The sequence below is a fragment of the Stenotrophomonas sp. CASM114 genome, assembly GCF_049384325.1.
Lineage (GTDB): Bacteria > Pseudomonadota > Gammaproteobacteria > Xanthomonadales > Xanthomonadaceae > Stenotrophomonas > Stenotrophomonas muris.
The window spans coordinates 14,177-37,359 of sequence record NZ_JBMRGJ010000013.1 but is presented as its reverse complement, the minus strand read 5'-3'; the positions used below and the strand labels follow the sequence as shown (position 1 = coordinate 37,359).

Below are 23,183 nucleotides of genomic sequence, written 5' to 3'. Positions count from 1 at the left end.
TGCCGCTTCTACCCGTCCTACGGAGCGCTCGATGCGTATCGGCCTGGCCGCCAACCGTCTCCATCACCACGATGCGCGCGCGGCGCTGTTCCGCTGGCTGCGTGCCAGCGAGGCAGGCCTGCGCGAACTGGGGGTGTCACTGCATGCGGTCGGGCGCACCCACGATGCGATCGAACGGCAGGGATTCCTGGCCGGCTACGGCGGCCTGCACCGGTATCCCTACGGGCGCGAGGGAGGCCTGATGAAGCTGGTGGCCGAAGTGGTCGGCATGGGGCCGGAGCGGACACTGGACGGTGCGATCTACCTGATCGACCCGGTCGATCCGTCCTCGGTGTTTCCGGAAGCAACCGCGCTCAAGCGGCAGTGCGTGATCCACGGCAAGCCGTTCATTTCAACCGTGGCCACTGCACGCGACTGGATCGAGGTGGAGCGCATCCACGCCGGGCTGGCTGCCGACACCGGTGCCGACGACCTGCATGCCTTCCAGGGGCAGACGCTGGCGCTGATCGCGCATGATGCGATGAAGCCGGCGATGCTGGCCTTCGCTGACGAGCACTTCGATGTGCTGGCCCGGTTTGGCCAACGCGTTGCGACGGGCACCACCGGGCAGCGCTTGAACGAGCTGGCCTGGAGCCGGGGTTGGCCCAGCGATACGCCGTGGGTGACGCGTTACCAGAGTGGCCCGATGGGCGGCGATGCACAGATTGCCGACCGGGTGCTGGAGGGGCGCTGCCAGCGCGCGATCTTCTTCGAGGACCCGCATGTGGCACGCCAGCACGAGGCCGATATCCAGCTGCTGGAGCGCGCGGTGACGACGGTGACCGACCAGGCGGTGTGCATCACGGCGCCGCGGGTGGCGGCACGCTGGGCGGCAGCGGCGGCGTTGCGGGCGGGGTGAGGGTTTCGGCCAACGGCTGAGCCCCTCGTGGTGGGTCGTTCAAATCAGAAGCCGTGCTCTGCCGGGCGGGGTGGATTGCGCAGGGGTCGCTGCAAGTATGTCCTTGTAAGCTCGGTCGCCGCATCCATGCGGCTCACGCCCCTGCGCAACCCACCCCGCCCGGCCACGGACAGTTTCCTGTGTGCCCATCACGGAAGAAAGAAGGAAGAGCAGGAGCGGGTCGCGCGCTGCGCGCGCTTTTGTAGAGCCGAGCCATGCTCGGCTGCTGTCGATCGCGAGGGCTGGATATCCGCGCCACGCGCGTCAGCCGAGCATCGGCTCGGCTCTACAACAGCTGGCGGAGCATAGCTTTCAAGCGTCGCCCTTCCAGCTGGAAGTAGTCGCGCTGCTCGCGCCACGCGGGGAAACGTTGTTCCACTTCGTGCCAGAACGCGGGCGAATGATTCGGCTGGATCAGGTGGCAGAGTTCGTGCACCAGCACATACTCGAATGCTTCAGGGCGCCCCAGCACCAGTGCCAGGTCCAGTGCCATGCTGCCGTCCGGCGCCAGCGAGCCCCACTGCGAAGACATCACCTTCAGCCGCAGGCGGCTGGGTGCACGTGGCAGGGTGGGCAGGTACTTCGGCAGCCAGCGGCCGACATCGGCGCGGGTCTGTGCTTCGTAGAACTCGCGCAGCAGGCGGCGCAGGGTGGCATCGCCGGCACGGGTCGGCCACTGCACGCAGGCGCCGTGTTCGTCGATCTCCAGCCGCGCATAGCGGCCTTCCTGCCAGCGCAGCGGCAACAGGTCGCCGCGCAGTGGCAGCACGCCGTCCTCGCCCGGCTGCAACGGGGCGGGCAGGCCCTGGCTCTGGTACTGGCGCAGCTGCAGCGCCAACCAGTCGCGGTGCTGTTCCAGGAATCGCTCGCCCATCACCAGGCTGGCCCGCGGCGGCAGCGTCAACCGTGCGCCGCGCTCGTCCACGCTCAGCTTGATCCGGCGCGCGCGCGGATCGCGCACGCGCAGCACCTCGATCTCGGCATCCTCCAGGCGCAGGCGAACGGTGTCGCGCTGCACGGTAGCGGGCGGGGTCGGGCTGATCAGGCGGCGCAGCAGACGGCTCATGCGCCCAGCATAGCGCTGCTTCGGGCCGCCGGATGACCGGCGGCCCACAGGGTGCCTGTTCAGTCAGCCTTGCTGAGCTTGAACGCTTCTTCCAGCAACAGGAACAGGCGGCGGATCTCGGCGCTCTGCAGGGCGAAGCGGGCGTCGAACTCGGCGCGGCGGCCGTCTTCGTCGGCATGCTCCAGCTGGTCCAGTGCGCCGTCGAGGAACTTCAGCTTGCGCACGATCAAGTCGTCGCCGATCACGAAGGACAGGTTGTCCTCGAAGATCAGCGCCAGCTTGGTCACCTGCTTGCCGGCGTCCAGATGCTTGTCGATCTCGTCGCAGCGCAGTTCCTGGTGCTGGCACTTGACCACGGCGCCGCCTTCCACCGGATCCTTCATCTCGCACTCTTCGCCCAGGCTCAGCCCGGTCGGCAGCGGCTCGCCGGCGATCCAGCCGGTCAGGATCGAACGCGGTGCGACTTCGGCGTTCAGCGGCATCGCCGGGAAGCTGCCGAGCAGGCCGCGGATGTCGGACATGAAGTACTCGCCGGTCTTGCGGCTGGAGGTATCCACCGCCACGTAGCCGTGCTGCAGGTCGATGAAGGCATCATTGCGCGAGGACTTCACGAAGGCGCGCGGCAGCAGTTCATGCAGCAGGTCGTCCTTCATCCGCTTGCGCTCGCGGCCACCCGGGCGGCGGCCTTCCTTCTCCTCGATCTCCTCCAGCTTGCGCTCGAGCAGGTCGTTGACCACCGCCGCCGGCAGGATCTTGTCCTCGCCGCCCACGGTCAGCCACAGGTGTTCGGCGATGCGGTGGGAGAGCAGTTCCTTCTCCTCGCGGCCGAACGGCGAGATGAAGCCGCGCGAATTCATTTCCAGCGCACCGACCGGCTTCAGCAGGGCGTGCGGCAGCAGGGTGTCGACTTCGGAAAAATCGGTGGTGGTCGGGAAACGGAAGAACGTCAGGTTGCGAAAGAACATGGAATTCCGGATGGCGAAGAGGAAGGGCGCCCGACCTTAAACGGTGGGCGTCTCGGGATCTGCGTCGGCGTCGGCCGGGGAGCCGGCCAGCCAGGCATGGGCGTCGGGCAGCGGCGCGTCGTCGCGACGGCCTAGCGCCATGAAGTCGAACAGGGTGGTGTCGGCCAGCTGCGAGGGCCGGACTTCACCCATGGCGCGCGCGATCTGCTCGATGCGGCCCGGGTGGTCCTTTTCCCATTGCTTCAGCATCAGGCCGACCTGGCGGCGCTGCAGGTTCTCCTGGCTGCCGCACAGGTTGCAGGGAATGATCGGGAACCGGCGTGCCTGCGCGTACTCGACGATGTCACTCTCGCGCACGTAGGCCAGCGGCCGGATCACCACGTGCCTGCCGTCGTCGCTGCGCAGCTTCGGCGGCATGCCCGACAGCTTGGCGTGGTGGAACAGGTTCATGAAGAACGTGGCCACCATGTCGTCGCGGTGGTGGCCCAGCGCGATCTTGGTGAAGCCGTGGATCTCGGCGTAGTTGTACAGCGCGCCACGACGCAGGCGCGAGCACAGCGAACACATGGTCTTGCCTTCCGGGATGACCCGGCTGACCACCGAATAGGTGTCCTGCTCGATGATGTGGTACGGCACGCCCAGGCCTGCCAGGTATTCCGGCAGCACGTGCTCGGGGAAGTCCGGCTGCTTCTGGTCCAGGTTCACCGCCACCAGCTCGAACGGCACTGGCGCCTTCTTCTGCAGCTGCAGCAGCACGTCCAGCAGGGTGTAGCTGTCCTTGCCGCCGGACAGGCACACCATGACCTTGTCGCCGGCCTCGATCATGCCGAAGTCGGCAATCGCCTCGCCGACCTGGCGGCGCAGGCGCTTGGCCAGCTTGTGCTGCTCGCGCTCGGCCACGCGCGGATCGCGGGCGGCGCGCGGTGGGGGATCGGGAAGGGAAATCACGGCACTCATGGGTTCCATTCTAACGGCTCGGAGCCGCCCCGGCCGGGGATCGGGATTCCCCTCTCCCGGCGGTCATCATCGCTGTGTATGCTCGGAGGCTGTGGACACCTACAGCCCCGCCGAGATCGTCGAGCGCCTCGTCGCCCTGCGCGCCGAGCACCGCCTGCTGGATGAACAGATCACCCGCATGGCCGCCAACGGCGAGGACGAGCTGGAGTCCAAGCGCCTGAAGCGGCGCAAGCTGCAGCTGAAGGACTGCATCGCCAGGCTGGAAAGCCTGCAGATTCCCGACGAGCCGGCCTAAAGACCGTCCTGGTGGGTGCCAACCTTGGTTGGCACGGCTGGGAGGTGTGGACCAAGGTCCACACCCACCGCATGGCCGGCGCTGCCTTCAATCCTGCGGCGCAGGCTCGTCCGGGCGGGCCGCTTCCGGGCTGACCCGTTCGATGGTGTGGCGCAGCTCACGGCCCAGGATGAACTTGGCATCCTTGGCCCAGGCATCCAGGCGCTCGTCGAACAGCAGCTTGCTGTTCTCGTCCGGCCACACCAGGCGCAGTTCGCGCAGCTTCTGGATGAAGCCACGGAACAGGGACTTGTCGAAGAACTCCGGCGCGGCCGGCGCATAGAGCAGGCTCAGCCGCTGCGCGGCCTGCTGGCACAGGCTTTCCAGCTCGGCAGCGCCGAGCACGCCGGGGCCGTTCTTCACCAGCACCGAGATGGCAATGTAATAGCGCTCGAACGCCTGCTGCAGCGAATGGCCGATCGCGCGCAGGCGGAACACCTCGTCGGTCTGCCCGGTGTTGCGCGCCAGGATGCCGCCGTCGTCATCGTTGACGTTCTGCAGCAGGCCCTCGCGCACGAACACATCGATGGTCCGGTCGATGCGCTGGGCGAACTCGTCCTCGCTCCACGGCAGGAACAGCTCGGCCTGGAGGAACGGGTACACCGTACGGCCCAGCTGGACCAGGCCGGTGCGGCTCATGCGGCGGTTGTTCTGGAAGCAGCAGGCCACCCACGACGAGGCGGTGAACAGGTGCACCACGTTGTTGCGGAAGTAGCTCAGCAGCACTGCGGTGTCGCCGCTGACGCTGAGCACATCGCCCAGCGGGTGCTTGATGCGGGTGAGGACGTTGATTTCCTCGGCGTGGGCGATGATCCGCTCCGGCGAGTGCGGCGTCACCGTCACCCGGTCCGAGTACGGCATCTCGACCAGCAGGGTCTTGCACAGTTCGATCTGCGCGATCAGGTCGGCCTCGCCCATCGCGTGCTTCGGCGTGGACAGCAGGGCCAGCGCCAGCAGGTTGATCGGGTTGACGTCGGCGGCGCCATTGATGCGCACCTGGATGCGTTCGGCCAGCGTGTCCACCGTGGTCGACAGCCAGGCCGGCTTTTCGTCCTCGGACACCGCCTCGCCCTTCCACTCCGGCGCCTTCTCGGCCAGCACGTCGTTCAGCGCGATCGGCTCGCCGAAGTTCACCACCACCTGGCCATAGTTCTGCTTGAGCACCTTGGGGATGCCCCACAGCAGCGACCAGATCGATTCCTTCTCCTTCGGCCGGCCGGACAGTTCGTCCAGGTAGCTGCCGCCTTCCATCAGCTTCTCGTAGCCGATGTAGATCGGCTGGAACAGCACCGGCTTGCGCGGCTGGCGCAGGAACGCGCGCAGCGTCATCGAGATCATGCCGCCCTTGGGCTGCAGCAGCCGGCCGGTACGCGAGCGGCCGCCTTCGACGAAGTACTCCAGCGAGTAGCCGCCGGCCACCAGCTGCGCGACGTATTCGCTGAGCACCGCCGAGTACAGCGCGTTGCCACGGATCGAGCGGCGGATGAAGAATGCACCGCCCTTGCGCAGCAGGGTGCCGACCACCGGCAGGTTCAGGTTGATGCCGGCCACGATGTGCGGCGGCACGATGCCACGGTCGTACAGCAGGTAGGACAGCAGCAGGTAGTCCATGTGGCTGCGGTGGCTGGGCACGTAGACCACTTCGTGCCCCGGCGCGGCGGCCTTGAACTTGTCCAGGTGGTGCACCAGCACGCCCGCATAGATGCGGTTCCACACGTGGCTGAGCATGAAGCTGGCCGAGCGCACTACCGGGCTGGAATAGTCCGCAGCGATTTCCCAGGCGTAGGCGTGTGCCTTCTTCCAGGCATCGGCCGGCTTTGAGTTGTCGCGCTTGGCCTGTGCGGCGATCGCTTCGCGTACCGGCTCGGCGGCCAGCACCTGATCCACCAGCAGGCGCCGGGTCGACAGGTCGGGGCCGATCACCGATTCACGGATGCGTCGGAAGTGCGTACGCAGCACGCGCTGCAGCTTGCGCACCGTGCGCTCCGGCTCCAGGCCTTCATCCACGGTGTTGCGCAGGGAGATCGGCGGGGCGAAGCGGACGATGGTGCTGCGGCCGTTGAGCAGCACCGCCAGCAGGCGACGGAAGCGGCCGACCAGTGCCCAGTTTTCCGAGAACAGCACCGCGAACCAACCGCTCTGCTTGTCCGGGGCGCGGCCGACGAAGATCGACACCGGCACCAGGTGCACGTCCAGGTCATCGCGCACGCGGTGCGCCTGCAGGACCTTGGCCAGCGAGTCGGAGTGGGTCTTGGCGCCGCGCTGCTCGGGAATCAGCGAGTTGCTGGAGCTGCGCCGCGACAGCGCCAGGTAGGCGCGCTTGCGGCCGGTCGGGTCACCGGCCAGCGGCACCAGCGGCGACGGCAGGCCGGCCTGGCGGCAGGCCTTGTCCAGGATCAGCGCGTTGGACAGGCCGTAGTCTTCCAGCACGTACATGACCGGGCGGCCATCGTTGTACTGGCCCGGGTCTTCCGGTTCGATCTTCAGCGACAGCCACGGCTCGACCAGGCGGCCGAGCAGGCGAGCCCACAGCGGGCGGCGGCCGGCCGGACGCGCGTGCGCGGGCGGCGGTACCGGGTTCGGGCCGGTACCGGTCGAGGGGGACGCCGGCACCGTATCGGCGGGCGTCGACTGGGATTCTTCGCCGGGGAACGGCAGCGGGTTCTGTTTCGACATCGGCGCCATTATGGCTTAGGCGGCGGCGTTGCCGCTTCCCCACCTTCGGCGGGGGCTTCAGCGGCTGCCGGCGACGCAGCCGCGCGGGCCGCGTCGGCCTTGCGCAGCAGCGCGTCGGTGTCGGCCAGGGTACGGGTCAGGTACCAGTGGCCCTCGCGCCGGCTCAGTGGCAGCTGCAGGCTCATCTCGCGGCCGGCCAGGTCGTAGTGCAGGCGTACCAGCGCATTGTCGCCTTCCACCGAGAGCAGCTCGCCCCGTACGCTGCGAAGCGCGTCATCCACGCCCAGCCCGTAGCTGCCAAGCACCGCCTTGAGGGTGTGGATGAACGGCGCCAGCTGCTGCAGGCTGCCCTCCATGCCAGCCGCCTGCAGGCCAGCCTCGTCATCGAAGCCGACCTTGCCGGCCGCGCCGACCAGCGCGGCGATGGTGCTGCGTGCACGGGCGCGGTCACTGATCGGCGCGCCCTGCGCCCAGACAGCAAGGGTTTCGACCAGGGCGATGTAATGGGCCTGCTGGCCGGGCGTGTAGCCCTTCTGATGGCGCAGGTACTGCACCCCGAAATTGCCCATCGACTGCGCGGCCTGGCGCACGGCGCTGGCCTGGCCGGCCAGCTGGCGGTCGAAGCTGCGCTGCAGTTCGGTGCTGGCATCGGGCTTGCGCAGCGCGGCCAGCATCGGCAGCAGCTGGTCCCCCAGCGGCAGCTCGGTCAGCGGCCACTGGCTGTGTCCCTCCGCCCAGGCCTGCTGCAGCCGCTGATACTGGCCTGGCGGTACCGACAGCTTTGCGTAGCCGACCAGATCATCTTCGGCCAGGCGCAACGCCATCGCCTGCACCGCAGCCACCGGCTCGGCCGCCGGCCTGGCCGGATCGTTCACAGACTCGCGGCATGCCGCAACGGCCAGCAGCAGCATCGCTGCCAGCCCCCATCCACGCGCAGACCTTCCTCGCACCGCCACGCTCATGCACTCGGACTCCCCGGACCGGCCCGCATCTTGCGGCCTGCGACGTGACAGCGGCAAGCCGTGCGGTCACGTTTCCAACCAAGGGGGTCAGATCCCTTCTGCCGGCAGGCAGAAGGGATCTGACCCCAGAACCACCAGCGGGATAAAAAAAGAGCCCGGATCACGGGGATCACAGGCTCTTCAAACCGGCACGGGGCCGGAGGACAGTGTTGTGGCACATGTCCGGTCCGAGGACCGGATGGCGGCGATCCTACGCTGCCCTTCAAGTTAAGGCAACACTTCACGTAATGCCATGTATGTATTTGATTTTATTGAATCAATCGTGCTGCCAGACGGATTCAATGAAATCTACGGCGTGTTTCTCGGCGATTCGGGCATAAATCCCCGGATAGCCGGCCAGCGCGCAGCCCTCGCCCCAGCTGACGATGCCGAACTGGGTCCAGCCCTCACGCAGGCGCAGCAGCAGCGGCCCGCCGGAGTCCCCCTGGCAGCTGTCGATGCCCTCGCGGCCGGCGCAGATCACCTTGCCGCGCGACAGTTCCCCGCCGTAGGCCTGCTGGCATTCGTCGAATGCCACGAACGGCACCTGCACGGTCTGCAGCTGGGTCGGGTAGACCCGGCCATCGCCGATGTCGGTGTCGCCCCAGCCGATCACGGTGAATTCGCGGCCCGGCTTGAGATAACTGGCGTCGGGCCGCAGCCGCAGCGCCACCGGCTGTGCACCGTCCAGGGGGGCGTTGAGCTGGATCAGGGCCAGGTCGTGCTCCAGCGAGTTGCCGCTGTTGAATGCCGGATGGACGTGGATCGCCTTGACGTTGGAGGCGCGGGGCGAGGCTTCGGTGGACAGGGCCGCCGCGTTGCCGACGACGGCGATGCCGCCCGGCGCTTCCCCCTGCATGCAGTGCGCGGCGGTCAGCACCCACGAAGGCGAGATGAGGGTGCCCCCGCAGAAGTGGCGGTCATGATCCGAATCGCCGTCGAAGATGCCCTGGATGCTGACCATGAACGGGTACTCGCCAGCCGGCGCTGCTTCACCGCCGATGATGCGCGGTGCTTCGCGCACCTGCGGCGCAGCGAAGGCGGGTACGGCGGACGCGGCCAACAACAGGCCGATGAACAAAGAGGTGCTGCGATACATATCCCTGTACTCCTCTATCAATGGTTGGAACCGGCGCGGCCGCGGTCCGTGCCGGTGCATCGATTGGGAAGCAGGGATGAAGCCTGCAGCGCGAACGCGCGCACAGTTTCGGTGCAATGCGCTGCCTGCGACAGTCGCAGGCCAACAATTGCGAACGCCATCCCGCATGGATCGGAATGGCGTTCGTGGTGCCGGCGTGACCGGCGTCAGCGGTGGGCTCAGCGTGCAGCCAGAGCCGACGCGATTTCCTGCTGGATTGCCCGCGCAGCGGCCTGCGGATCAGCCGCCAGGCGGATCGGGCGTCCGACCACGATGGCGTCGGCGCCATCGGCGAAGGCCTGGGCCACGCCAACGGTGCGCTTCTGGTCATCGCCGACCGGACCACCGGGACGGATGCCCGGACAGACGATCGAGAACCCGCTACCGGTCGCGGCACGGATCGGTGCAGCCTCCTGGCCCGAGGCGATCACGCCATCGACGCCCGCTGCCTGGGCGGCCAACGCGCGTTCGACCACCACGTCCACCGGCTCGCGGTCGACGCCCATCTGCGCCAGATCGGCGCGCCCCATCGAGGTCAGCACAGTCACCGCCAGCAGCCGCATGTCGCTGCTGTTGGCGGCCGCGCAGGCCTCCATCATCGCCGGGTGCCAGCCATGGATGGTGGCGTAGCTGACCGGCCACTGCGACAGGCGCTTGATCACCGCTGCAGCGGTCGCCGGGATGTCGAAGAACTTCAGGTCGACGAACACGCGCTTGTCGCGGCGGGCCAGCTCATCCAGCACTTGGAAGTACTCGCCGGAGGCGAGCAGTTCCATGCCGATCTTGTAGAACGCCACGCTGTCACCAAGGCGATCGACCCAGTCCAGTGCCTGCACGCGATCAGGCACGTCCAGCGCGAAGATCAGGCGCTCATCGGCGCGCAACGGCAGCGGTGCGCGGCTCACGGGGCGTAGTCCAGGGCGGCGCGCTTGGCGTCGTGGCGGGCCTGGCGCGACTGGCTGTAGTCGTTGTTGAACTGCGCCGGCTCGAAGCCGCCGTAGGTCGGGTTCGGCAGCATCCACCAGCGCTCGCCGAACCAGTCGTGGTACTGCTGCAGCAGCGCGTCACGGCCGTCGTTGGTGTTGGCGGTCACTTCGACGAAGTCACCCAGCTGGTCGCCGAACTGCATCAGCACGCGGTACTTCTGCCCTGCCAGGCGGCGGCGGCAGTTCTTCTCGCTGCCGGCCTGCTCGCAGCCCGGCACCACCGTGCCCAGGCCAAGGAACACGCTGTCGTCGGCCACCGGCAGGCCCTGCTCGCGCAGGTTGGCCAGGGTCGCGTCCTTCAGGTGCACGGCGCGGTTGGAGATGTAGAGCAGGGTCACGCCCTTGGCATTGGCGGCCTTGGCGAAGTCGACCACGCCCGGGATCGCCTTGGCCTTCTTTTCGGCTACCCACTGGTCCCAGGTCAGTTCGTCGTATTCCTTGCCGTCGCGCACCAGGCGCGCCTGGTAGGGCGAGTTGTCCAGCACGGTCTCGTCCACGTCCAGCACCACGGCCGGCTTCAGGCCCTTGGCGTCGTTGCCGCGCTCTTCCGGCACCAGCGCATCCCAGTGGGCTTCCTTCAACGCCGCATCCAGGTGGTCGGCGGCGGCGCGGTAGGTCTGCTCGGTGATCGCCCTGTACTCCTGCGCGCGCTGCATCCACAGCACTGCGTTGAGGTTGTCGTTGGCCGTGGCATCGAGCGCGCCGTCGGCCTTGGCGGCGGCGGCGGGCGCCTGCGGGGCCGCGGCTTCGGCGGCAGGCGCCTCCACGCGCTTGCAGGCGGACAGGCCCAGCGCCGCAGTGGCGAGCAGGGTCAGGGACAGGGAAACGGGACGACGCATGGATTCACCGGCAATCAGATATACCGGCGCATTTTACCGGCAAAGCCGGCCCCGGGACGGCTATGCTTGGCGGTTGACCCGTTGCCCTTCCGGAGGCCGCCATGACCGATTCCGCCCAGACCCCTGACGTCCCCCTGCTCGACGCCGTGCAGGCCCGCCTGCTGGGCTGCCTGGTGGAGAAGGAGGCGACCACCCCGGACACCTACCCGCTGACGGTCAACGCGGCCCAATCGGCGGCCAACCAGAAGACCGCGCGCGAGCCGGTGATGAACGTGGACGCTGGCAGCGTGCAGCACGCGCTGCGCCAGCTGGAGGCGTTGGGCCTGGCCCGCCAGCACTTCTCCTCGCGCGCCGATCGCTACGAACACCGCCTGCAGGCCGCGCTGGACCTGACCCGGCAGCAGACCGTGCTGCTGGCGCTGCTGCTGCTGCGCGGTCCACAGACGCTGGGCGAGCTGGTCACGCGCAGCGAGCGCCTGCACCGCTTCGCCGACACCGACGAAGCCCGCCATGCCATCGAGCGCCTGCAGCAGCGTGCGCTGCTGGTGGTGCTGCCGCGTGCCAGTGGCCAGCGCGAAGACCGCTACATGCACCTGCTGTGCGGCGAGGTGGATGGCGCGGCGCTGGCGGCGAAGTACGCCAGCAGCAGCGGCAGCAGCGATGCGGCCGACCCGGGCCTGGCCGAGCGCGTGGCCCAGCTGGAAGCGGCCGTGGCCGAGCTGCAGGCACAGCTGGCCGAACTGCGCGTCTGAAGCAATCTACTGGGGTCGGATCCCGCAAGGCGGGCTCTGACCCCAGTGCTATCCCGGGTTGCCGGCCAGCGGCCGGCACTACCGGATGTCCTGCCGATGCAGTGCAGACCAACTGTCGGCACCCACCATGATCAAACCTCGGCCGCGCCCGGCGTGGCATACAGCCGGCTCGGGCTGTCCACGCCCGGCAGCTGGATCACCCCGCGTTCCTGCATGCCCAGGCCCAGCAGGATCTTTCCGGACACCACGTTGTCCAGGTCGGTGATGCCATACAGATCGTGCAGGCCCAGCGCTCCGCGTGCATGCGCGAACACTGCCCGCGCCGCCTCGCCGGCATAGCCCTGCCCGGCAAATTCCGAAAGCACCGCATAGCCGATATCCGGCCCCGGCAGGCCATCACGCCGCACCAGCCCGGCGTTGCCCAGCCAGGCACCATCGGACAAGCGCTCGATGGCATACATGCCGAACCCGTTCAACGCATAGCTGTGCAGTACCCGCAGCGCGATGTACTCCCGCGCCTGCGCCTCACTGCGCACATCACGGTCGCCGATGAAGCGCAGGAAACCCGGATCGTTCAACAGCGCCAGCATCGGCTCCGCATCGCGATCAGGTTCGATCGCACGCAGGCGCAGGCGTTCACTTTCAATCGGATGCACGCGCAGACCTCCAATGGAAAAACCGATTGTAGAGCCGTGAGCTGGGATCGGATCCCTTCCCATCGGGAAGCGGTCCGGCCCCGGTCAATCGAACAACGCCTCGATCGCCGCCAACCCGGCACTCGCCCGCTCCTTCTTCCGCGCCGCATCGGCCACCGGGTCCGCACCATCGCGCTGGATCTCCTCGGCCGGGATCTCATCGAAGAACCGGCTCGGCTTCAGCCGCACGTGCTCGCCAAACTTGCGCGTGAGCTTGCTGTAACTCATCCACAGCTGGATCTTGGCGCGGGTGATGCCCACGTACAGCAGGCGACGTTCTTCCTGCAGGTTGCCCTCGTCCAGGCTGACCTGGTGCGGCAGCACGCCGTCCTCGCAGCCGACGATGAACACGTACGGGAACTCCAGGCCCTTGGAGGCATGCATGGTCATCATGCGCACCTGGTTGCCGCCCTCGTCCTTGTCGCTGCGCGACAGCAGCGCCAGCTGTCCGGCCAAGTCGGCCGCAGTGGCACCGCGCGGGCCGCCCTCGAACCACTGCGCCAGTTCCTCGATGTTGTTGGCACGGCGCTGGTAACTGGCTTCTTCCTTGGCCTGCTGGCGAAGTTCGCTGAGCAGGCCGGACTCCTTGGCCACCTTGCGGATCATGTCGCCGGAACTGACCTGGCGCATCTGCGCACGCAGGTCGCGCAGGATGTCGGTGAAACGCGCCAGGCTGTTGGCCGCACGCGGCGGCAACTGCTGCAGGGCGCCGATCGCCTCGGCGGCCTGCGCCATCGGCATGTCTTTCTCCTGCGCCAGTTCGGCCAGCCTGGCCAGCGTGCCGGCACCGACATCGCGCTTGGGTGACTGCACCGCACGCATGAACGCGGTGTCGTCGTCCGGGTTCACCAGCAGGCGCAGCCAGGCCAGCGTGTCCTTCACTTCCTGGCGCTCCAGGAACATCGTGCCGCCGGTCAGGTGGTAGGGGATGCGCAGCAGCTGCAGCGCTTTTTCCAGCGGGCGCGACTGGAAGTTGCCGCGGAACAGGATGCAGAAGTCGCTCCACGGCACGTTGCGCGACTGCGCCACGAAGGCAATCTCCGCAGCGACCTTCTCTGCTTCGTGTTCGCTGTTGCGGCATTCCCACACGCGGATGCGCTCGCCGTCAGCCTGGTCGCTCCACAGCTTCTTCAGGTGCTCGTGCGGGTTGTTGGCGATCAGCGCATTGGCCGCACGCAGCACGCGGTTGGAGCAGCGGTAGTTCTGCTCCAGCTTGATGATTTCCAGCGCGGGGTAATCACGCCCCATCTGCTGCAGGTTTTCCGGGTTGGCGCCGCGCCAGGCGTAGATCGACTGGTCATCGTCGCCCACGCAGGTGAAGTTGCCCTTCTCACCGGCCAGCTGCTTGAGCAGGCGGTACTGTGCGTCGTTGGTGTCCTGGCATTCGTCCACCAGCAGGTAGCCGATGCGCTCGCGCCAGGCCAGCGCGATCTCCGGGTTCTCTTCCAGGATCTGCACCGGCAGGCGGATCAGGTCGTCGAAGTCGACCGCATTGAACGCCGTCAGGCGCAGCTGGTAGCGCTCGTAGACGCTGGCCGCTTCCTTCTCGCGGTTGCTGCGCGCGGCGGCCATCGCCTGCTCGGGCGACAGGCCGGCGTTCTTGGCGCGCGACACCAGGTTCTTCATGTCCTCGATGTCGTCGGGCTTGGCCCCGTACATCAGGTCCTTGATCTGCGCAGCGGCATCATCGGCATCGAAGATCGAGAAGCCACGCTTCAGGCCCACGGCCGCATGTTCGATCTGCAGGAACTTCAGGCCCAGCGCATGGAAGGTGCAGATGGTCACCTCGTCGGCGTCCTGCTCGCGCAGGCGCTTGGCCACACGCTCGCGCATTTCCTTGGCCGACTTGTTGGTGAAGGTGATCGCGGCGATGCGGCGGGCCGGGTAGCGGCCACAGCCGATCAGGTGGGCAATCTTCTCCACGATCACGCGCGTCTTGCCGCTGCCGGCGCCGGCGAGCACCAGCAACGGGCCTTCGACGTGCAGGACCGCGGCAGCTTGGGGAGGATTCAGACCGTGCATGGGGACAGGATTGTAGCGGGGTGCCGGCAGGCCCACCTGACTTGCATGGCGCCCGCCCGTAAGGTATTGAATCGGCACCGGAACACAGGAGCGTGGTCCATGTCCCCGACTGTCATCGCCCGTCCGCTTGCGGCCGCCCTGCTCGGCCTGCTGGCCCTGCCTGCGGCCGGGTCCGGCCCGCCGCCGCGCACGGATGCCTATGAAGCGATCGTGCTGCAGTCGCACGAGTTCCTCATCTACCATCCGGACCTGCGCTTCCGTGGGCTCGGCATGCAGGCCCGCGAACGGGGCCGCCACGAAGAAGCCCGCATCGACTTCCGCAATGCCGCGCGCTACGGCGACAAGCTGTCACAGGCAGCGCTGGCCGACATGCTCTGGAACGGGCAAGGCGGCCCGGCTGACCGCGCCCTGGGCTACGCGTGGATGGACCTGGCGGCCGAGCGCGGCACCGAGTGGCTGGTGGTGCAGCGCGAACGCTTCTGGGAGGCGCTGTCCGCCGACGAACGCGAGCGCGCGGTGCGCGAGGGCCGCGCGCTGTACGCCGAGTTCGGTGACCCCGCCGCCACACCGCGGCTGGAACGCGAACTGCGCGCCGGCAGCATGCAGCAGACCGGCAGCCGCGCCGGCTGGAGCGGCGCCATGCGCAGCCAGGGCCGCGGCGATGCCGGGCCGCGCGTGCTGCAACCGGAGAAGCACCAGCTGGCCCGTTACTGGGATCCGGTGGCCTACCGGCAATGGCAGGACGAGGCGTTGGCGAAGTCGGGGCGATGACGTTGGTTTTTTTCCATGACCATGGCCAGGAGGGCGATCATGAAGGCGAAACACGCTCCACTCTGCCTGTTGCTGCTTCTGTCGACGGCCGCTGCCGTCGCCGCAAAGGAATGTCCGGTTGAGGCCCCGCGACGGATTCCGCCCACCGTCCTGACCGGAGGGTTTTTCGATTCGCACCCGGACCTCTTCTGGCGAAGCATGGCCCAACGGGCCGAACAGGATAAACAGCCCGCCAGGGCCCTGGTCTACTACAAACGCTCGGCACGCTACGCCGACAAGTTCTCCCAGGCAATGGTGGCAAGGCTGTACCAGGCGGGTATCGGCACTGCGCCGGACCCGGTGATGGCCTACATCTGGATGGACCTGGCCGCCGAGCGCATGTACCACGACTTCCTGGTCCTGCGGGAACACTACTGGGCACGCCTTGATCCGCTGCAGCAGGCACAGGCGATCGAGCGCGGCCAACAGGTATACGCCGACTATGGCGACCGCGTAGCCAAGCCCCGCATGGAACGGGCGCTCAGCGACGGGCGCCGGCAGATCACCGGCAGCCGCGTCGGCTACGTGAGCTCGGCCCTGGTCGTCGTGCAGCGCCGCGGCGACGAGCAGGGCATCGCAACGCCAGGCAACATCGTCTACGACAACGACTACTGGAAGGCCGCCGACTACTGGTGCCTGCAGGACAACTACTGGCGGCCAGCGCTTGCGCCCAGCATCGAGATCGGTGCGCCGCAGCAGATCCGCGACGGCGGGCCGGGGGGCGACTAGAATTGGCCGATGGCCAAGCTCTACTTCTACTACTCGGCGATGAACGCCGGCAAGACCACTACCCTGCTGCAGAGCGCACACAACTACCGCGAGCGCGGCATGCGGGTGGCGATCCTGACCCCACGCCTGGACGACCGTGCCGGCGCCGGCGTGGTCGCCTCGCGGATCGGCCTGCGCGCCGATGGCATGGCCTTCGACCGCGATACCGACCTGGAGCGCTGGGTGGAGCAGGATCTGGCGGCCAACGGCCCGATGGGCTGCGTGCTGGTGGACGAGGCGCAGTTCCTGACCCGGGCCCAGGTCTGGCAGCTCAGCGAGGTAGTCGACCAGCTGCGAATTCCGGTGCTGTGCTACGGCCTGCGTACCGACTTCCGCGGCGAGCTGTTCGAAGGCAGCCAGTACCTGCTGGCCTGGGCCGACGAGATGCAGGAGATCAAGACCATCTGCCACAGCGGCAAGAAGGCGACCATGACCGTGCGCGTGGACGAGCATGGCCACGCCGTGCAGGATGGCCCGCAGGTGGAGATCGGTGGCAACGACCGCTACGTGTCGGTCAGCCGTGCGGAGTTCAAGAAGATCACCCGCGGCGAAGGGCGGATCGACCCGGCGCAGGCGCCGCTGCCGCTGTAAGGGGTGTTCTTTTGCAGGGCTTGCAGCCCTGCACCTGCAGAGACAACAGCAACGGCAACAGCGGGCATTCCGTGGGATGGCGGGGCGGTGTCGGAGTGCGGGGACGCTGCAAGTACGTCCCTGTAAGCTTGGCAGCCGCATCCATGCGGCTGACACCCCGCACTCCGACACCGCCCCACCTCTGACAGTTGGCCGCGGCTGTTGGTAGGTGTCGACCTTGGTCGACACATCTGTCAGATATCGAATGAAATTCCGGGGTCAGATCCGTTTTCCTTCGTAAAACGGATCTGACCCCATGAGCAATTCCGACAGATCGCGGAGGTCTGTCGAAGGCGGGGTGGGTCCGGTGGCGGGAGTGTTCGCGGCATGGATGCCGCGACCAAGCCCCCAGGGACGGGTTTACGGCGTCTCCCGCCACCGGACCCACCCCGCCTACCCTCAGGAAACCAGCTTCTGCTTCGGCTGTTGCTGTTGCTCTGGCCTCTGCAGGTGCAGGGCTGCAAGCCCTGCAAACCCAACCCCCTCTTAGTACAGCGTGCGCTCCGGCGCACCCGCCGGCGGCGGGGTGTACTGGTACAGCCAGGTTTCCGTAAGCGTCTTGCCACCACTGCGCAGGAACAGGCGGATGTCGATCTGCTCGGTACTGCCTTCCGGCGGCACCAGGTCGAACATCGCGCGATAGCCGTTGATCTCGCGCAGCGGGCGCGCCGACACGATCTCGACCCGGCCACGGCTGGCTTCCACCACCGCCTCGACCTCACCCTTGTCGATCAGGCTGGCCAGCTCGCCCCCTTCGAAGTCCACCGCGAAGCGCCAGCTGAAGTACTCGCGCTTCTTGCCGACCACACCGCCCAGGCCGGTGCGGCTGGCCACGCAGTGCGCCAGCGGCGGGCGCGCCGGCGGTTCGGCGCCCCAGTACAGGCGGTAGCCGACCAGCAGCTCCTGGCCCGGCTGCGGCTTATCCTTCGGGTTCCAGAACGCCACGATGTTGTCGAACGTCTCGTCCACGGTGGGAATCTCCACCAGCTGCACCGAGCCCTCGCCCCATTCGCCCTTCGGCTCCACCCACAGGCACGGGCGCTTCTCGTAGAACACGCCGTCGTCCTGGTAATGGTCGAAGTTGCGGTCGCGCTGCAGCAGGCCGAAGCCGCGCGGGTTGCGGTCCACGAACATGTTGAAGCGCAGGTTGCGCGGGTTCAGCAGCGGCCGCCAGATCCATTCGCCAGCGCCGGTCCACAGCGACAGGCCATCGGTATCGTGGATCTCCGGGCGCCAGTCCCATGCCATGCGGCGGTCGTTCTCGCCCACCTGGTACATGCTGGTGCACGGTGCGATGCCGAGCCGCTCGATCGGCTTGCGCGGGTACAGCGCGCTGTCGATGTCCATCAGCAGCACGTCGCCATTGGTGATCGCGAAGCGATAGGCGCCAGCCACGCTGGGTGAATCCAGCAGGCCGTAGACCACGATCGTGTCCGAATCAGCCGATGGCTGTTCCAGGTAGTAGGCGATGAAATCCGGGAATTCCTCCGGCTTGCCCATCCCGGTGTCGATCGCCAGGCCGCGCGCGGACTGGCCGTACTGGCCTTCCTTGCCGACCGCGCGGAAGTAGCTGGCGCCGAGGAAGGCGGCGAAGTCGCGGTCAGTGTCCTTGCGGGTGTTCAGGCGGAAGCCGGCGAAGCCGAGGTCGGCCGGCAGCTCGCCATCCTTGATGCCGCTCTTGCCGTAGTTGAACGCCGCGCCGTCATAGGCCAGCTCCTGCGCCTTGCCGTCGACCACGTCGAACATGCGCACCGGCGAATGGAAGTACAGGCCCAGGTGGAAGAACTTGGCCTGGAACTTGCCGGGCTGGTCGGCCCACAGCGCATGGTCCTGGCGGTAGCCGATCGACTGGTACTGGTCCCAGTCCAGTCCTTCCAGACGGCCCGGCAGCACCCGCTTGTGGCTCTTGTAGGGCGCCTGCGCCAGCGCGCGCGCCTGGCCCTTCAGGGTAGCGAAGTCGAACGGTTGCGGCTGGCCGAGGCGGCGCAGGCCCATCTGGCCGCTCCTGCTGGCCGCGCACGCGGGCAGGGACGGCAGGCCGAATGCAGCCAGGGCGAGGGAGGCATTGCGGATGAAGTCGCGTCGTTGCATGCAGGCGCGTCAGGCACAGGGAGGAAGGTCGGCCATCATAGGCAGACAAACGTTAACGGGCAGCGGAGACGCGCCCTGCCCGTTCAGCTGCCGCTGGCAGCGGCTCAGCGCTGGCAGTGGCTGCACCAGACGCTGGCGCGCTGGCCGATGGTGGCGTGCTTCAGCGCGCGGCCACAGTTCGGGCAGGGCAGCCCGTCACGGCCGTACACCAGCAGTTCCTGTTCGAAGTAGCCCGGCGCGCCATCGGGGCTGATGAAATCGCGCAGGGTGGTGCCGCCACGGGTGATGGCATAGCCCAGGATCTCCTTCACCGCGTCGGCCAGCCGCTGGTAGCGTTCGCGCGAGATCTTCCCAGCCTCGCGCAGCGGACTGATGCCGGCCTTGAACAGGCTCTCGGCGGCGTAGATGTTGCCCACGCCCACCACCACCGCCTGGTCCATCAGGAAGGTCTTCACCGGCGCACTGCGGCCACGGCTGCGCGCAAACAGGTAGTCGCCGTCGAATCCCTCGTCCAGTGGCTCCGGGCCCAGCCCCTGCAGCAGCGGGTGGATCTCACCGGCGGGCTGCCAGAGCAGGCTGCCGAATCGGCGCGGGTCGTTGAAGCGCAGCAGGCGGCCGTTGTCCAGACTGATATCCACATGGTCGTGGGCGCGCAGCGGTGTGTCACCGGGCAGCACGCGCAGGCTGCCGGACATGCCCAGGTGCAGCACCGCGCTGCCGATGGCGGTATCCAGCAGCAGGTACTTGGCGCGGCGGCGGATGTCCTCGATGCGCTGCCCCGGCAGCAGCTCGGCCACTTCCGGTGGAATCGGCCAGCGCAGGTCGGCGCGGCGCAGGATCACGCCATGCACGCGGCGGCCCTGCAGGTGCGGCGCCAGGCCGCGGCGGGTGGTTTCGACTTCGGGCAGTTCAGGCATGCAGGGATTCTATCCCCGCTCTGCGGCCGGCACCTGGCCGTCGATGCCGGGGAATGATCCCCGGCATCGACCGGTGTCAGGCGCCCTGGCCGGCGCGCACAGGCTCCGCCGGAACCGGTGCCGCAGCGGCGGAACGGTCCGGGAACAGCGACGGCAGCGTTTCCACGAACCGGGCCAGGCACTGGTCGCTGTAGCGCTCGGCCGTCTGCTTGACCAACGCATAGTCGTCGGCCTGCCAGGCTTCCAGGGGTGCGGCCACCGGTGCGTCGACCTGGCACTGCACGCCTTCGCCACCGACCAGGCGCAACAGCTTGCGGGTATACGGGAAGCCGACGTGCTGGGTCTGGCGCAGCTCGTACTGGGTATCGGCATCGCCCAGTTCCTTGTAGATCAGGGTGAAGCCATCGGCGGTGATCTGCACCGGCCGTACCTCTGCCGGCACGGCGCCCGGATGCGCGGTGAAGTACTCGGCCAGGCGCATGCGCACCTGGTCCTGCAGGTAACCGAAGGCCGGGTTCGGAACGGTCTCCACCCGGGTTCCCTTCAGCTGGTCCTTCTTGAACGAGCTGCCGACGAGCGTGCCGGAAAACAATGACACGGCAACCTGCGCGGCCACCAGCTTGCCGGTGGTGGAACGCTGCACCAGGCGCAGCGTCTTGTCGCCGACTGGCTGGCCATCCGCGCCCATCTGCAGCTTTACGCTCACCGGCACCCGGCTTTCCCAGGCAGGCAGCTCCGCCACGGCGGCGACAACGCCGGCATCAGCGGCGGGAACGTCTGCAGCCGTCGCCGTGTCGGACGGGGCGGTCGGGGGTGGCTCGTTGGCCAGCACAGGCGAGGCGATGACGAGGCTGCCGAGCAGCGCGGCCGCCAGCAGCGGTGGGTTCGATTTCATGGGGGATCCTTGGGTCGTGTCGGGCCAGTGCAGGCGATTCCGTTCGGCATCGATCATCGCAATGGCACCGCACTCCCTTCCATGTCCTTCCCCCTACCGCGATCCATCGCGATCGACATGCCAGATCGCCTTACCCGTGCGGATCGACCGGTACCCGGGATCGCGTCGAACCCACCATCGGCAGCACGCCGGGAATCTTTAGCGCGGAGGCGCCGCCAGTTCGCGCGCATCCAGGAAACCATCACCGTTGGCATCCTGCTTGTGGAAGCGCTGCACGATCACCTGCCGCTGCTGCTCGCGGCTGATCGCCCTGCCCTTGCCACCGGGCAGCTCCTCGGCCGTCAGCACACCATCACCGTTGCGGTCCATGCGGTCGAAGGCATACAGCATCCACTGCACGTACTCGGCCTCGCTGACCCTGCCGTCGCCATCGCTGTCCATCCGCTGCAGATAGCTGGCGGTGTCGGTGACCTGGGCCAGCGCCGCGCCCGGCAGCAGTGCCGCCAGCAGAAGCCCGTACCCTGCCCTCATGCGCCCACCAGGCTGTAGCCCTTCAAGCGTGCGGCGTAGGCCTGCAACGCCGCGATACCGCTTTCCTCGGCCTCGCGGCACCACGCCTGCAACTGGTGCAGGCGCTCGGCGGCGTCGTGGCCTCGGGCTTCCAGCAACGCCGCCAGCCGCGCGCGGTACTCAACCAGGGTGCGGATGCGCGGGCGCTGTGCCACCCATGCGCTGAGCTGGGCACGGCTGTCCGGCTTCAGCCAGCGACCATCGTTGACCAGTCCACGGCGCAGCCGGCGCGGCAGCAGGCGGCGCAGCTTGGCTCCGGCCTGGGCGGCTTCCTCGCGCAGGGCCGGCATGAACACATTGCGCTGGTAGTCGGTCATCGCCTGGAAGCGGTGCGACAGCAGCGCCTTAAGGGTCTCGGCATCGGGCACGGCGATGTTCGGACGCACGTCCATGGCCGGTGCCACCCGCAGCACCTTGGCCAGGCGCAGCGCCTGCAGCAGGCGGATCGCACTCCAGCCGATGTCGAATTCCCAGCGCCGCATCGCGAAGCGCGCCGAGCTGGGGAAGGCATGGTGGTTGTTGTGCAGCTCCTCGCCACCGATCCAGAACCCCCACGGCGTGAGATTGGTGGAGGTATCGGCAGACTCGTAGTTGCGGTAGCCCCACCAGTGGCCCAGGCCGTTGACCACGCCGGCCGCCCAGAACGGGATCCATGCCATCTGGATCGCCCACAGGGCCACGCCGGGCAGGCCGAACAGCACGCTGTTGATCACCAGCAGCAGCACCGGGCCCAGCGTGGCGTGCGGGGTATACAGGTGGCGCTCGATCGCATCGTCCGGGGTACCGCGCCCGTACTGTTCGATGTCCGCGCGCATGCCGCGTGCCTCCCGGTACAGCTCCACGCCGTGCCAGAACACCCTGCCGATGCCGCGGGTGACCGGGCTGTGCGGGTCGTCCTCGGTCTCCACCTTGGCGTGGTGCTTGCGATGGATGGCCACCCACTCGCGGGTGATCATCGAGGTGGTCAGCCACAGCCAGAAACGGAACACGTGGGCCAGCGCCGGGTGGAAATCGACCCCGCGATGGGCCTGGCTGCGGTGCAGGTACAGGGTCACCGAGAAGATGGTGATCTGGGTGAAGACCAGCAGCACTGCCAGCATGGCCCACCACCCCAGGCCGAGCACACCACCGGTCAACAGGGACATCAGGGCATCAGGCATGACGGCTCTCCGGATCGACGCGGGGATGGCAGACATGATGGCCGCTTGCGTTGCAAACTGCATCCCTGCGGCGATGTATCGCATCGCCATCCGTGGCACCGTTCACAGTTGGGGACCTGAGTTGTCGAGCCTTGATCCACGCGCCAGCGCCATGACCGCCGCCCCGCCCGTCGCGGAGCTGCCCCCCTTGATCGAACTGGACCGCGCCACCGTGGTGCGCGGCCAGGTGAAGGTGCTGCACGGGCTCAGCCTGCGCATCGCGCAGGGCCAGCACACCGCCCTGCTCGGCCCCAACGGCTGCGGCAAGTCCACCTTCATCAAGCTGATCACCCGCGAACTGTATCCACTGGCGCAGGGCGACGGCACGGTGGCGGTGAAGGTGCTGGGCCAGAACCGCTGGCAGGTGGACCGGCTGCGCTCGCAGCTGGGCATCGTCACCGGCGACCTCAGCAGCAACCTGGCCGACATGCCCGGCCTGACCGTGGAACAGGCGGTGCTGTCCGGCTTCTTCGCCAGCTACGTGGTGCCGGCCTTCCGCGAGGTGACCGCCGACATGCGTGCACGCGTCGGTGAAACGCTGGCGATGACCGGCGCCCTGACGCTGCGCGAGCGCGCCTATGCCGAGCTGTCGGCCGGCGAGACCCGCCGCGTGCTGATCGCCCGCGCGCTGGTCAATCGACCGCAGGCACTGCTGCTGGACGAACCCTCCACCGGGCTGGACCTGGTCGCGCGCGAGCAGCTGGTGGCGACCATGCGGGTGCTGGCGCAGCAGGGCATCACCCTGGTGCTGGTGACCCACCACATCGAAGAGATCATTCCCGAGATCGAGCGCGTGGTGCTGCTGCGCGATGGTCGCGTACTGGCCGACGGCACCCGCGCCGAGCTGCTGCGCAACGAACCGCTGTCGGCGGTGTTCGGCGGCGCGATCACCGTATGCGAGCAGGAAGGCCGGCTGACCGCGTACGCGGGGTGAT

General features: G+C 67.9%; 22 protein-coding genes. 7 read left to right on the top strand and 15 right to left on the bottom strand.

Annotation, left to right across the window (positions count from 1 at the left end; translation table 11 throughout):
• Positions 1-31: 31 nt before the first annotated feature.
• A complete protein-coding gene (locus VG566_RS13505) occupies positions 32-898 on the top strand; it encodes a methylglyoxal synthase (protein WP_014035467.1) in 867 nt (288 codons plus the stop codon).
• Between the two features lie 325 nt (positions 899-1,223).
• Here the strand turns inward: VG566_RS13505 and VG566_RS13500 are convergent, their stop codons facing one another.
• Genes VG566_RS13500 through ttcA form a run of 3 tightly spaced genes read right to left on the bottom strand, consistent with a single transcriptional unit; the run spans position 1,224 to position 3,925 of the window.
• Positions 1,224-2,003: a M48 family metallopeptidase gene (locus tag VG566_RS13500; protein ID WP_032962385.1), complete on the bottom strand. Its 780-nt coding sequence runs from the start codon at positions 2,001-2,003 to the stop codon at positions 1,224-1,226.
• A gap of 59 nt (positions 2,004-2,062) precedes the next feature.
• A complete protein-coding gene (locus tag VG566_RS13495) occupies positions 2,063-2,968 on the bottom strand; it encodes a recombination-associated protein RdgC (RefSeq protein WP_005411825.1) in 906 nt (301 codons plus the stop codon).
• Positions 2,969-3,004: 36 nt separating this feature from the next.
• Positions 3,005-3,925, bottom strand: a complete 921-nt coding sequence (ttcA, locus tag VG566_RS13490) for a tRNA 2-thiocytidine(32) synthetase TtcA (protein WP_197561592.1) — start codon at positions 3,923-3,925, stop codon at positions 3,005-3,007.
• A 91-nt stretch (positions 3,926-4,016) separates the two neighbouring features.
• Here ttcA and VG566_RS13485 point away from each other — a divergent pair, with 91 nt between their 5' ends.
• Positions 4,017-4,220 (top strand): YdcH family protein, encoded by a 204-nt coding sequence (locus VG566_RS13485; RefSeq protein WP_032962381.1) that lies wholly within the window; start codon positions 4,017-4,019, stop codon positions 4,218-4,220.
• Positions 4,221-4,307: 87 nt separating this feature from the next.
• Here VG566_RS13485 and plsB read toward each other — a convergent pair whose 3' ends face one another.
• The 5 genes from plsB to VG566_RS13460 form a co-directional block, all read right to left on the bottom strand.
• On the bottom strand, positions 4,308-6,944 hold the full coding sequence (plsB, locus tag VG566_RS13480) for a glycerol-3-phosphate 1-O-acyltransferase PlsB (RefSeq protein WP_032962379.1): 2,637 nt from the start codon (positions 6,942-6,944) through the stop codon (positions 4,308-4,310).
• Positions 6,944-7,897 carry a hypothetical protein gene (locus VG566_RS13475; protein WP_014645453.1) on the bottom strand — a complete coding sequence of 318 codons (954 nt, stop codon included), beginning with the start codon at positions 7,895-7,897 and terminating at the stop codon, positions 6,944-6,946. The genes plsB and VG566_RS13475 overlap by 1 nt, the downstream gene beginning before the upstream one ends.
• Positions 7,898-8,213: 316 nt before the next feature.
• Complete coding sequence (locus tag VG566_RS13470; RefSeq protein ID WP_241884654.1) at positions 8,214-9,035, bottom strand: S1 family peptidase; 822 nt, start codon at positions 9,033-9,035, stop codon at positions 8,214-8,216.
• A gap of 218 nt (positions 9,036-9,253) precedes the next feature.
• A complete protein-coding gene (gene pyrF, locus VG566_RS13465) occupies positions 9,254-9,979 on the bottom strand; it encodes an orotidine-5'-phosphate decarboxylase (protein WP_032962374.1) in 726 nt (241 codons plus the stop codon).
• Complete coding sequence (locus VG566_RS13460) at positions 9,976-10,899, bottom strand: 5'-nucleotidase, lipoprotein e(P4) family (RefSeq protein WP_032962372.1); 924 nt, start codon at positions 10,897-10,899, stop codon at positions 9,976-9,978. The genes pyrF and VG566_RS13460 overlap by 4 nt, the downstream gene beginning before the upstream one ends.
• Positions 10,900-11,000: 101 nt before the next feature.
• Here VG566_RS13460 and VG566_RS13455 point away from each other — a divergent pair, with 101 nt between their 5' ends.
• Positions 11,001-11,651, top strand: a complete 651-nt coding sequence (locus tag VG566_RS13455; RefSeq protein ID WP_046427683.1) for a YceH family protein — start codon at positions 11,001-11,003, stop codon at positions 11,649-11,651.
• Positions 11,652-11,782: 131 nt separating this feature from the next.
• On the opposite strand, the gene VG566_RS13450 is transcribed toward VG566_RS13455, so the two are convergent.
• Positions 11,783-12,307, bottom strand: coding sequence for a GNAT family N-acetyltransferase (locus VG566_RS13450; protein WP_111205507.1), 525 nt, complete (start codon positions 12,305-12,307; stop codon positions 11,783-11,785).
• Between the two features lie 84 nt (positions 12,308-12,391).
• Positions 12,392-14,368: a UvrD-helicase domain-containing protein gene (locus tag VG566_RS13445; protein ID WP_049404935.1), complete on the bottom strand. Its 1,977-nt coding sequence runs from the start codon at positions 14,366-14,368 to the stop codon at positions 12,392-12,394.
• 99 nt (positions 14,369-14,467) lie between these two features.
• Between VG566_RS13445 and VG566_RS13440 the strand changes: the two genes are divergently transcribed.
• The 3 genes from VG566_RS13440 to VG566_RS13430 all read left to right on the top strand — a co-directional run bounded on the left by VG566_RS13440 (position 14,468) and on the right by VG566_RS13430 (position 16,537).
• Positions 14,468-15,139, top strand: a complete 672-nt coding sequence (locus VG566_RS13440) for an SEL1-like repeat protein (protein WP_049404934.1) — start codon at positions 14,468-14,470, stop codon at positions 15,137-15,139.
• Positions 15,140-15,337: 198 nt separating this feature from the next.
• Entirely contained in the window at positions 15,338-15,907 is a 570-nt protein-coding gene (locus VG566_RS13435; protein ID WP_235650296.1) for a hypothetical protein, read from the top strand.
• Between the two features lie 9 nt (positions 15,908-15,916).
• On the top strand, positions 15,917-16,537 hold the full coding sequence (locus VG566_RS13430; RefSeq protein WP_164110674.1) for a thymidine kinase: 621 nt from the start codon (positions 15,917-15,919) through the stop codon (positions 16,535-16,537).
• Between the two features lie 525 nt (positions 16,538-17,062).
• Here VG566_RS13430 and VG566_RS13425 read toward each other — a convergent pair.
• From VG566_RS13425 to VG566_RS13405, 5 genes are all read right to left on the bottom strand, one after another.
• Positions 17,063-18,667 (bottom strand): glucan biosynthesis protein, encoded by a 1,605-nt coding sequence (locus VG566_RS13425; RefSeq protein ID WP_046427647.1) that lies wholly within the window; start codon positions 18,665-18,667, stop codon positions 17,063-17,065.
• Between the two features lie 104 nt (positions 18,668-18,771).
• Positions 18,772-19,584, bottom strand: coding sequence for a bifunctional DNA-formamidopyrimidine glycosylase/DNA-(apurinic or apyrimidinic site) lyase (mutM, locus tag VG566_RS13420; RefSeq protein WP_014645439.1), 813 nt, complete (start codon positions 19,582-19,584; stop codon positions 18,772-18,774).
• Between the two features lie 76 nt (positions 19,585-19,660).
• Positions 19,661-20,479, bottom strand: a complete 819-nt coding sequence (locus VG566_RS13415) for a hypothetical protein (RefSeq protein WP_134966937.1) — start codon at positions 20,477-20,479, stop codon at positions 19,661-19,663.
• Between the two features lie 198 nt (positions 20,480-20,677).
• Positions 20,678-21,010, bottom strand: a complete 333-nt coding sequence (locus VG566_RS13410; RefSeq protein ID WP_014645437.1) for an EF-hand domain-containing protein — start codon at positions 21,008-21,010, stop codon at positions 20,678-20,680.
• The gene (locus tag VG566_RS13405) at positions 21,007-22,209 is read right to left on the bottom strand and encodes a DesA family fatty acid desaturase (protein WP_014645436.1); all 1,203 of its coding nucleotides are present in this window, start codon (positions 22,207-22,209) and stop codon (positions 21,007-21,009) included. Before VG566_RS13405 ends, VG566_RS13410 begins: the two co-directional genes overlap by 4 nt.
• A gap of 151 nt (positions 22,210-22,360) precedes the next feature.
• On the opposite strand from VG566_RS13405, the gene VG566_RS13400 reads away from it, so the two are divergent.
• Positions 22,361-23,182: an ABC transporter ATP-binding protein gene (locus tag VG566_RS13400; RefSeq protein ID WP_032962356.1), complete on the top strand. Its 822-nt coding sequence runs from the start codon at positions 22,361-22,363 to the stop codon at positions 23,180-23,182.
• Position 23,183 lies beyond the last annotated feature (1 nt).

Excerpts from the sequence above, each read along its gene's own strand:
- VG566_RS13405 (WP_014645436.1), bottom strand. The coding sequence starts at position 22,209 with ATGCCTGATGCCCTGATGTCCCTGTTGACCGGTGGTGTGCTCGGCCTG.
- VG566_RS13445 (WP_049404935.1), bottom strand. The coding sequence starts at position 14,368 with ATGCACGGTCTGAATCCTCCCCAAGCTGCCGCGGTCCTGCACGTCGAA.
- VG566_RS13410 (WP_014645437.1), bottom strand. The coding sequence starts at position 21,010 with ATGAGGGCAGGGTACGGGCTTCTGCTGGCGGCACTGCTGCCGGGCGCG.
- VG566_RS13495 (WP_005411825.1), bottom strand. The coding sequence starts at position 2,968 with ATGTTCTTTCGCAACCTGACGTTCTTCCGTTTCCCGACCACCACCGAT.
- mutM (WP_014645439.1), bottom strand. The coding sequence starts at position 19,584 with ATGCCTGAACTGCCCGAAGTCGAAACCACCCGCCGCGGCCTGGCGCCG.
- VG566_RS13415 (WP_134966937.1), bottom strand. The coding sequence starts at position 20,479 with ATGAAATCGAACCCACCGCTGCTGGCGGCCGCGCTGCTCGGCAGCCTC.
- VG566_RS13475 (WP_014645453.1), bottom strand. The coding sequence starts at position 7,897 with ATGAGCGTGGCGGTGCGAGGAAGGTCTGCGCGTGGATGGGGGCTGGCA.
- VG566_RS13430 (WP_164110674.1), top strand. The coding sequence starts at position 15,917 with ATGGCCAAGCTCTACTTCTACTACTCGGCGATGAACGCCGGCAAGACC.
- VG566_RS13505 (WP_014035467.1), top strand. The coding sequence starts at position 32 with ATGCGTATCGGCCTGGCCGCCAACCGTCTCCATCACCACGATGCGCGC.
- VG566_RS13425 (WP_046427647.1), bottom strand. The coding sequence starts at position 18,667 with ATGCAACGACGCGACTTCATCCGCAATGCCTCCCTCGCCCTGGCTGCA.
- plsB (WP_032962379.1), bottom strand. The coding sequence starts at position 6,944 with ATGGCGCCGATGTCGAAACAGAACCCGCTGCCGTTCCCCGGCGAAGAA.
- VG566_RS13400 (WP_032962356.1), top strand. The coding sequence starts at position 22,361 with ATGACCGCCGCCCCGCCCGTCGCGGAGCTGCCCCCCTTGATCGAACTG.
- VG566_RS13435 (WP_235650296.1), top strand. The coding sequence starts at position 15,338 with ATGGCCCAACGGGCCGAACAGGATAAACAGCCCGCCAGGGCCCTGGTC.
- VG566_RS13455 (WP_046427683.1), top strand. The coding sequence starts at position 11,001 with ATGACCGATTCCGCCCAGACCCCTGACGTCCCCCTGCTCGACGCCGTG.
- VG566_RS13500 (WP_032962385.1), bottom strand. The coding sequence starts at position 2,003 with ATGAGCCGTCTGCTGCGCCGCCTGATCAGCCCGACCCCGCCCGCTACC.
- ttcA (WP_197561592.1), bottom strand. The coding sequence starts at position 3,925 with ATGAGTGCCGTGATTTCCCTTCCCGATCCCCCACCGCGCGCCGCCCGC.
- VG566_RS13440 (WP_049404934.1), top strand. The coding sequence starts at position 14,468 with ATGTCCCCGACTGTCATCGCCCGTCCGCTTGCGGCCGCCCTGCTCGGC.
- VG566_RS13470 (WP_241884654.1), bottom strand. The coding sequence starts at position 9,035 with ATGTATCGCAGCACCTCTTTGTTCATCGGCCTGTTGTTGGCCGCGTCC.
- VG566_RS13460 (WP_032962372.1), bottom strand. The coding sequence starts at position 10,899 with ATGCGTCGTCCCGTTTCCCTGTCCCTGACCCTGCTCGCCACTGCGGCG.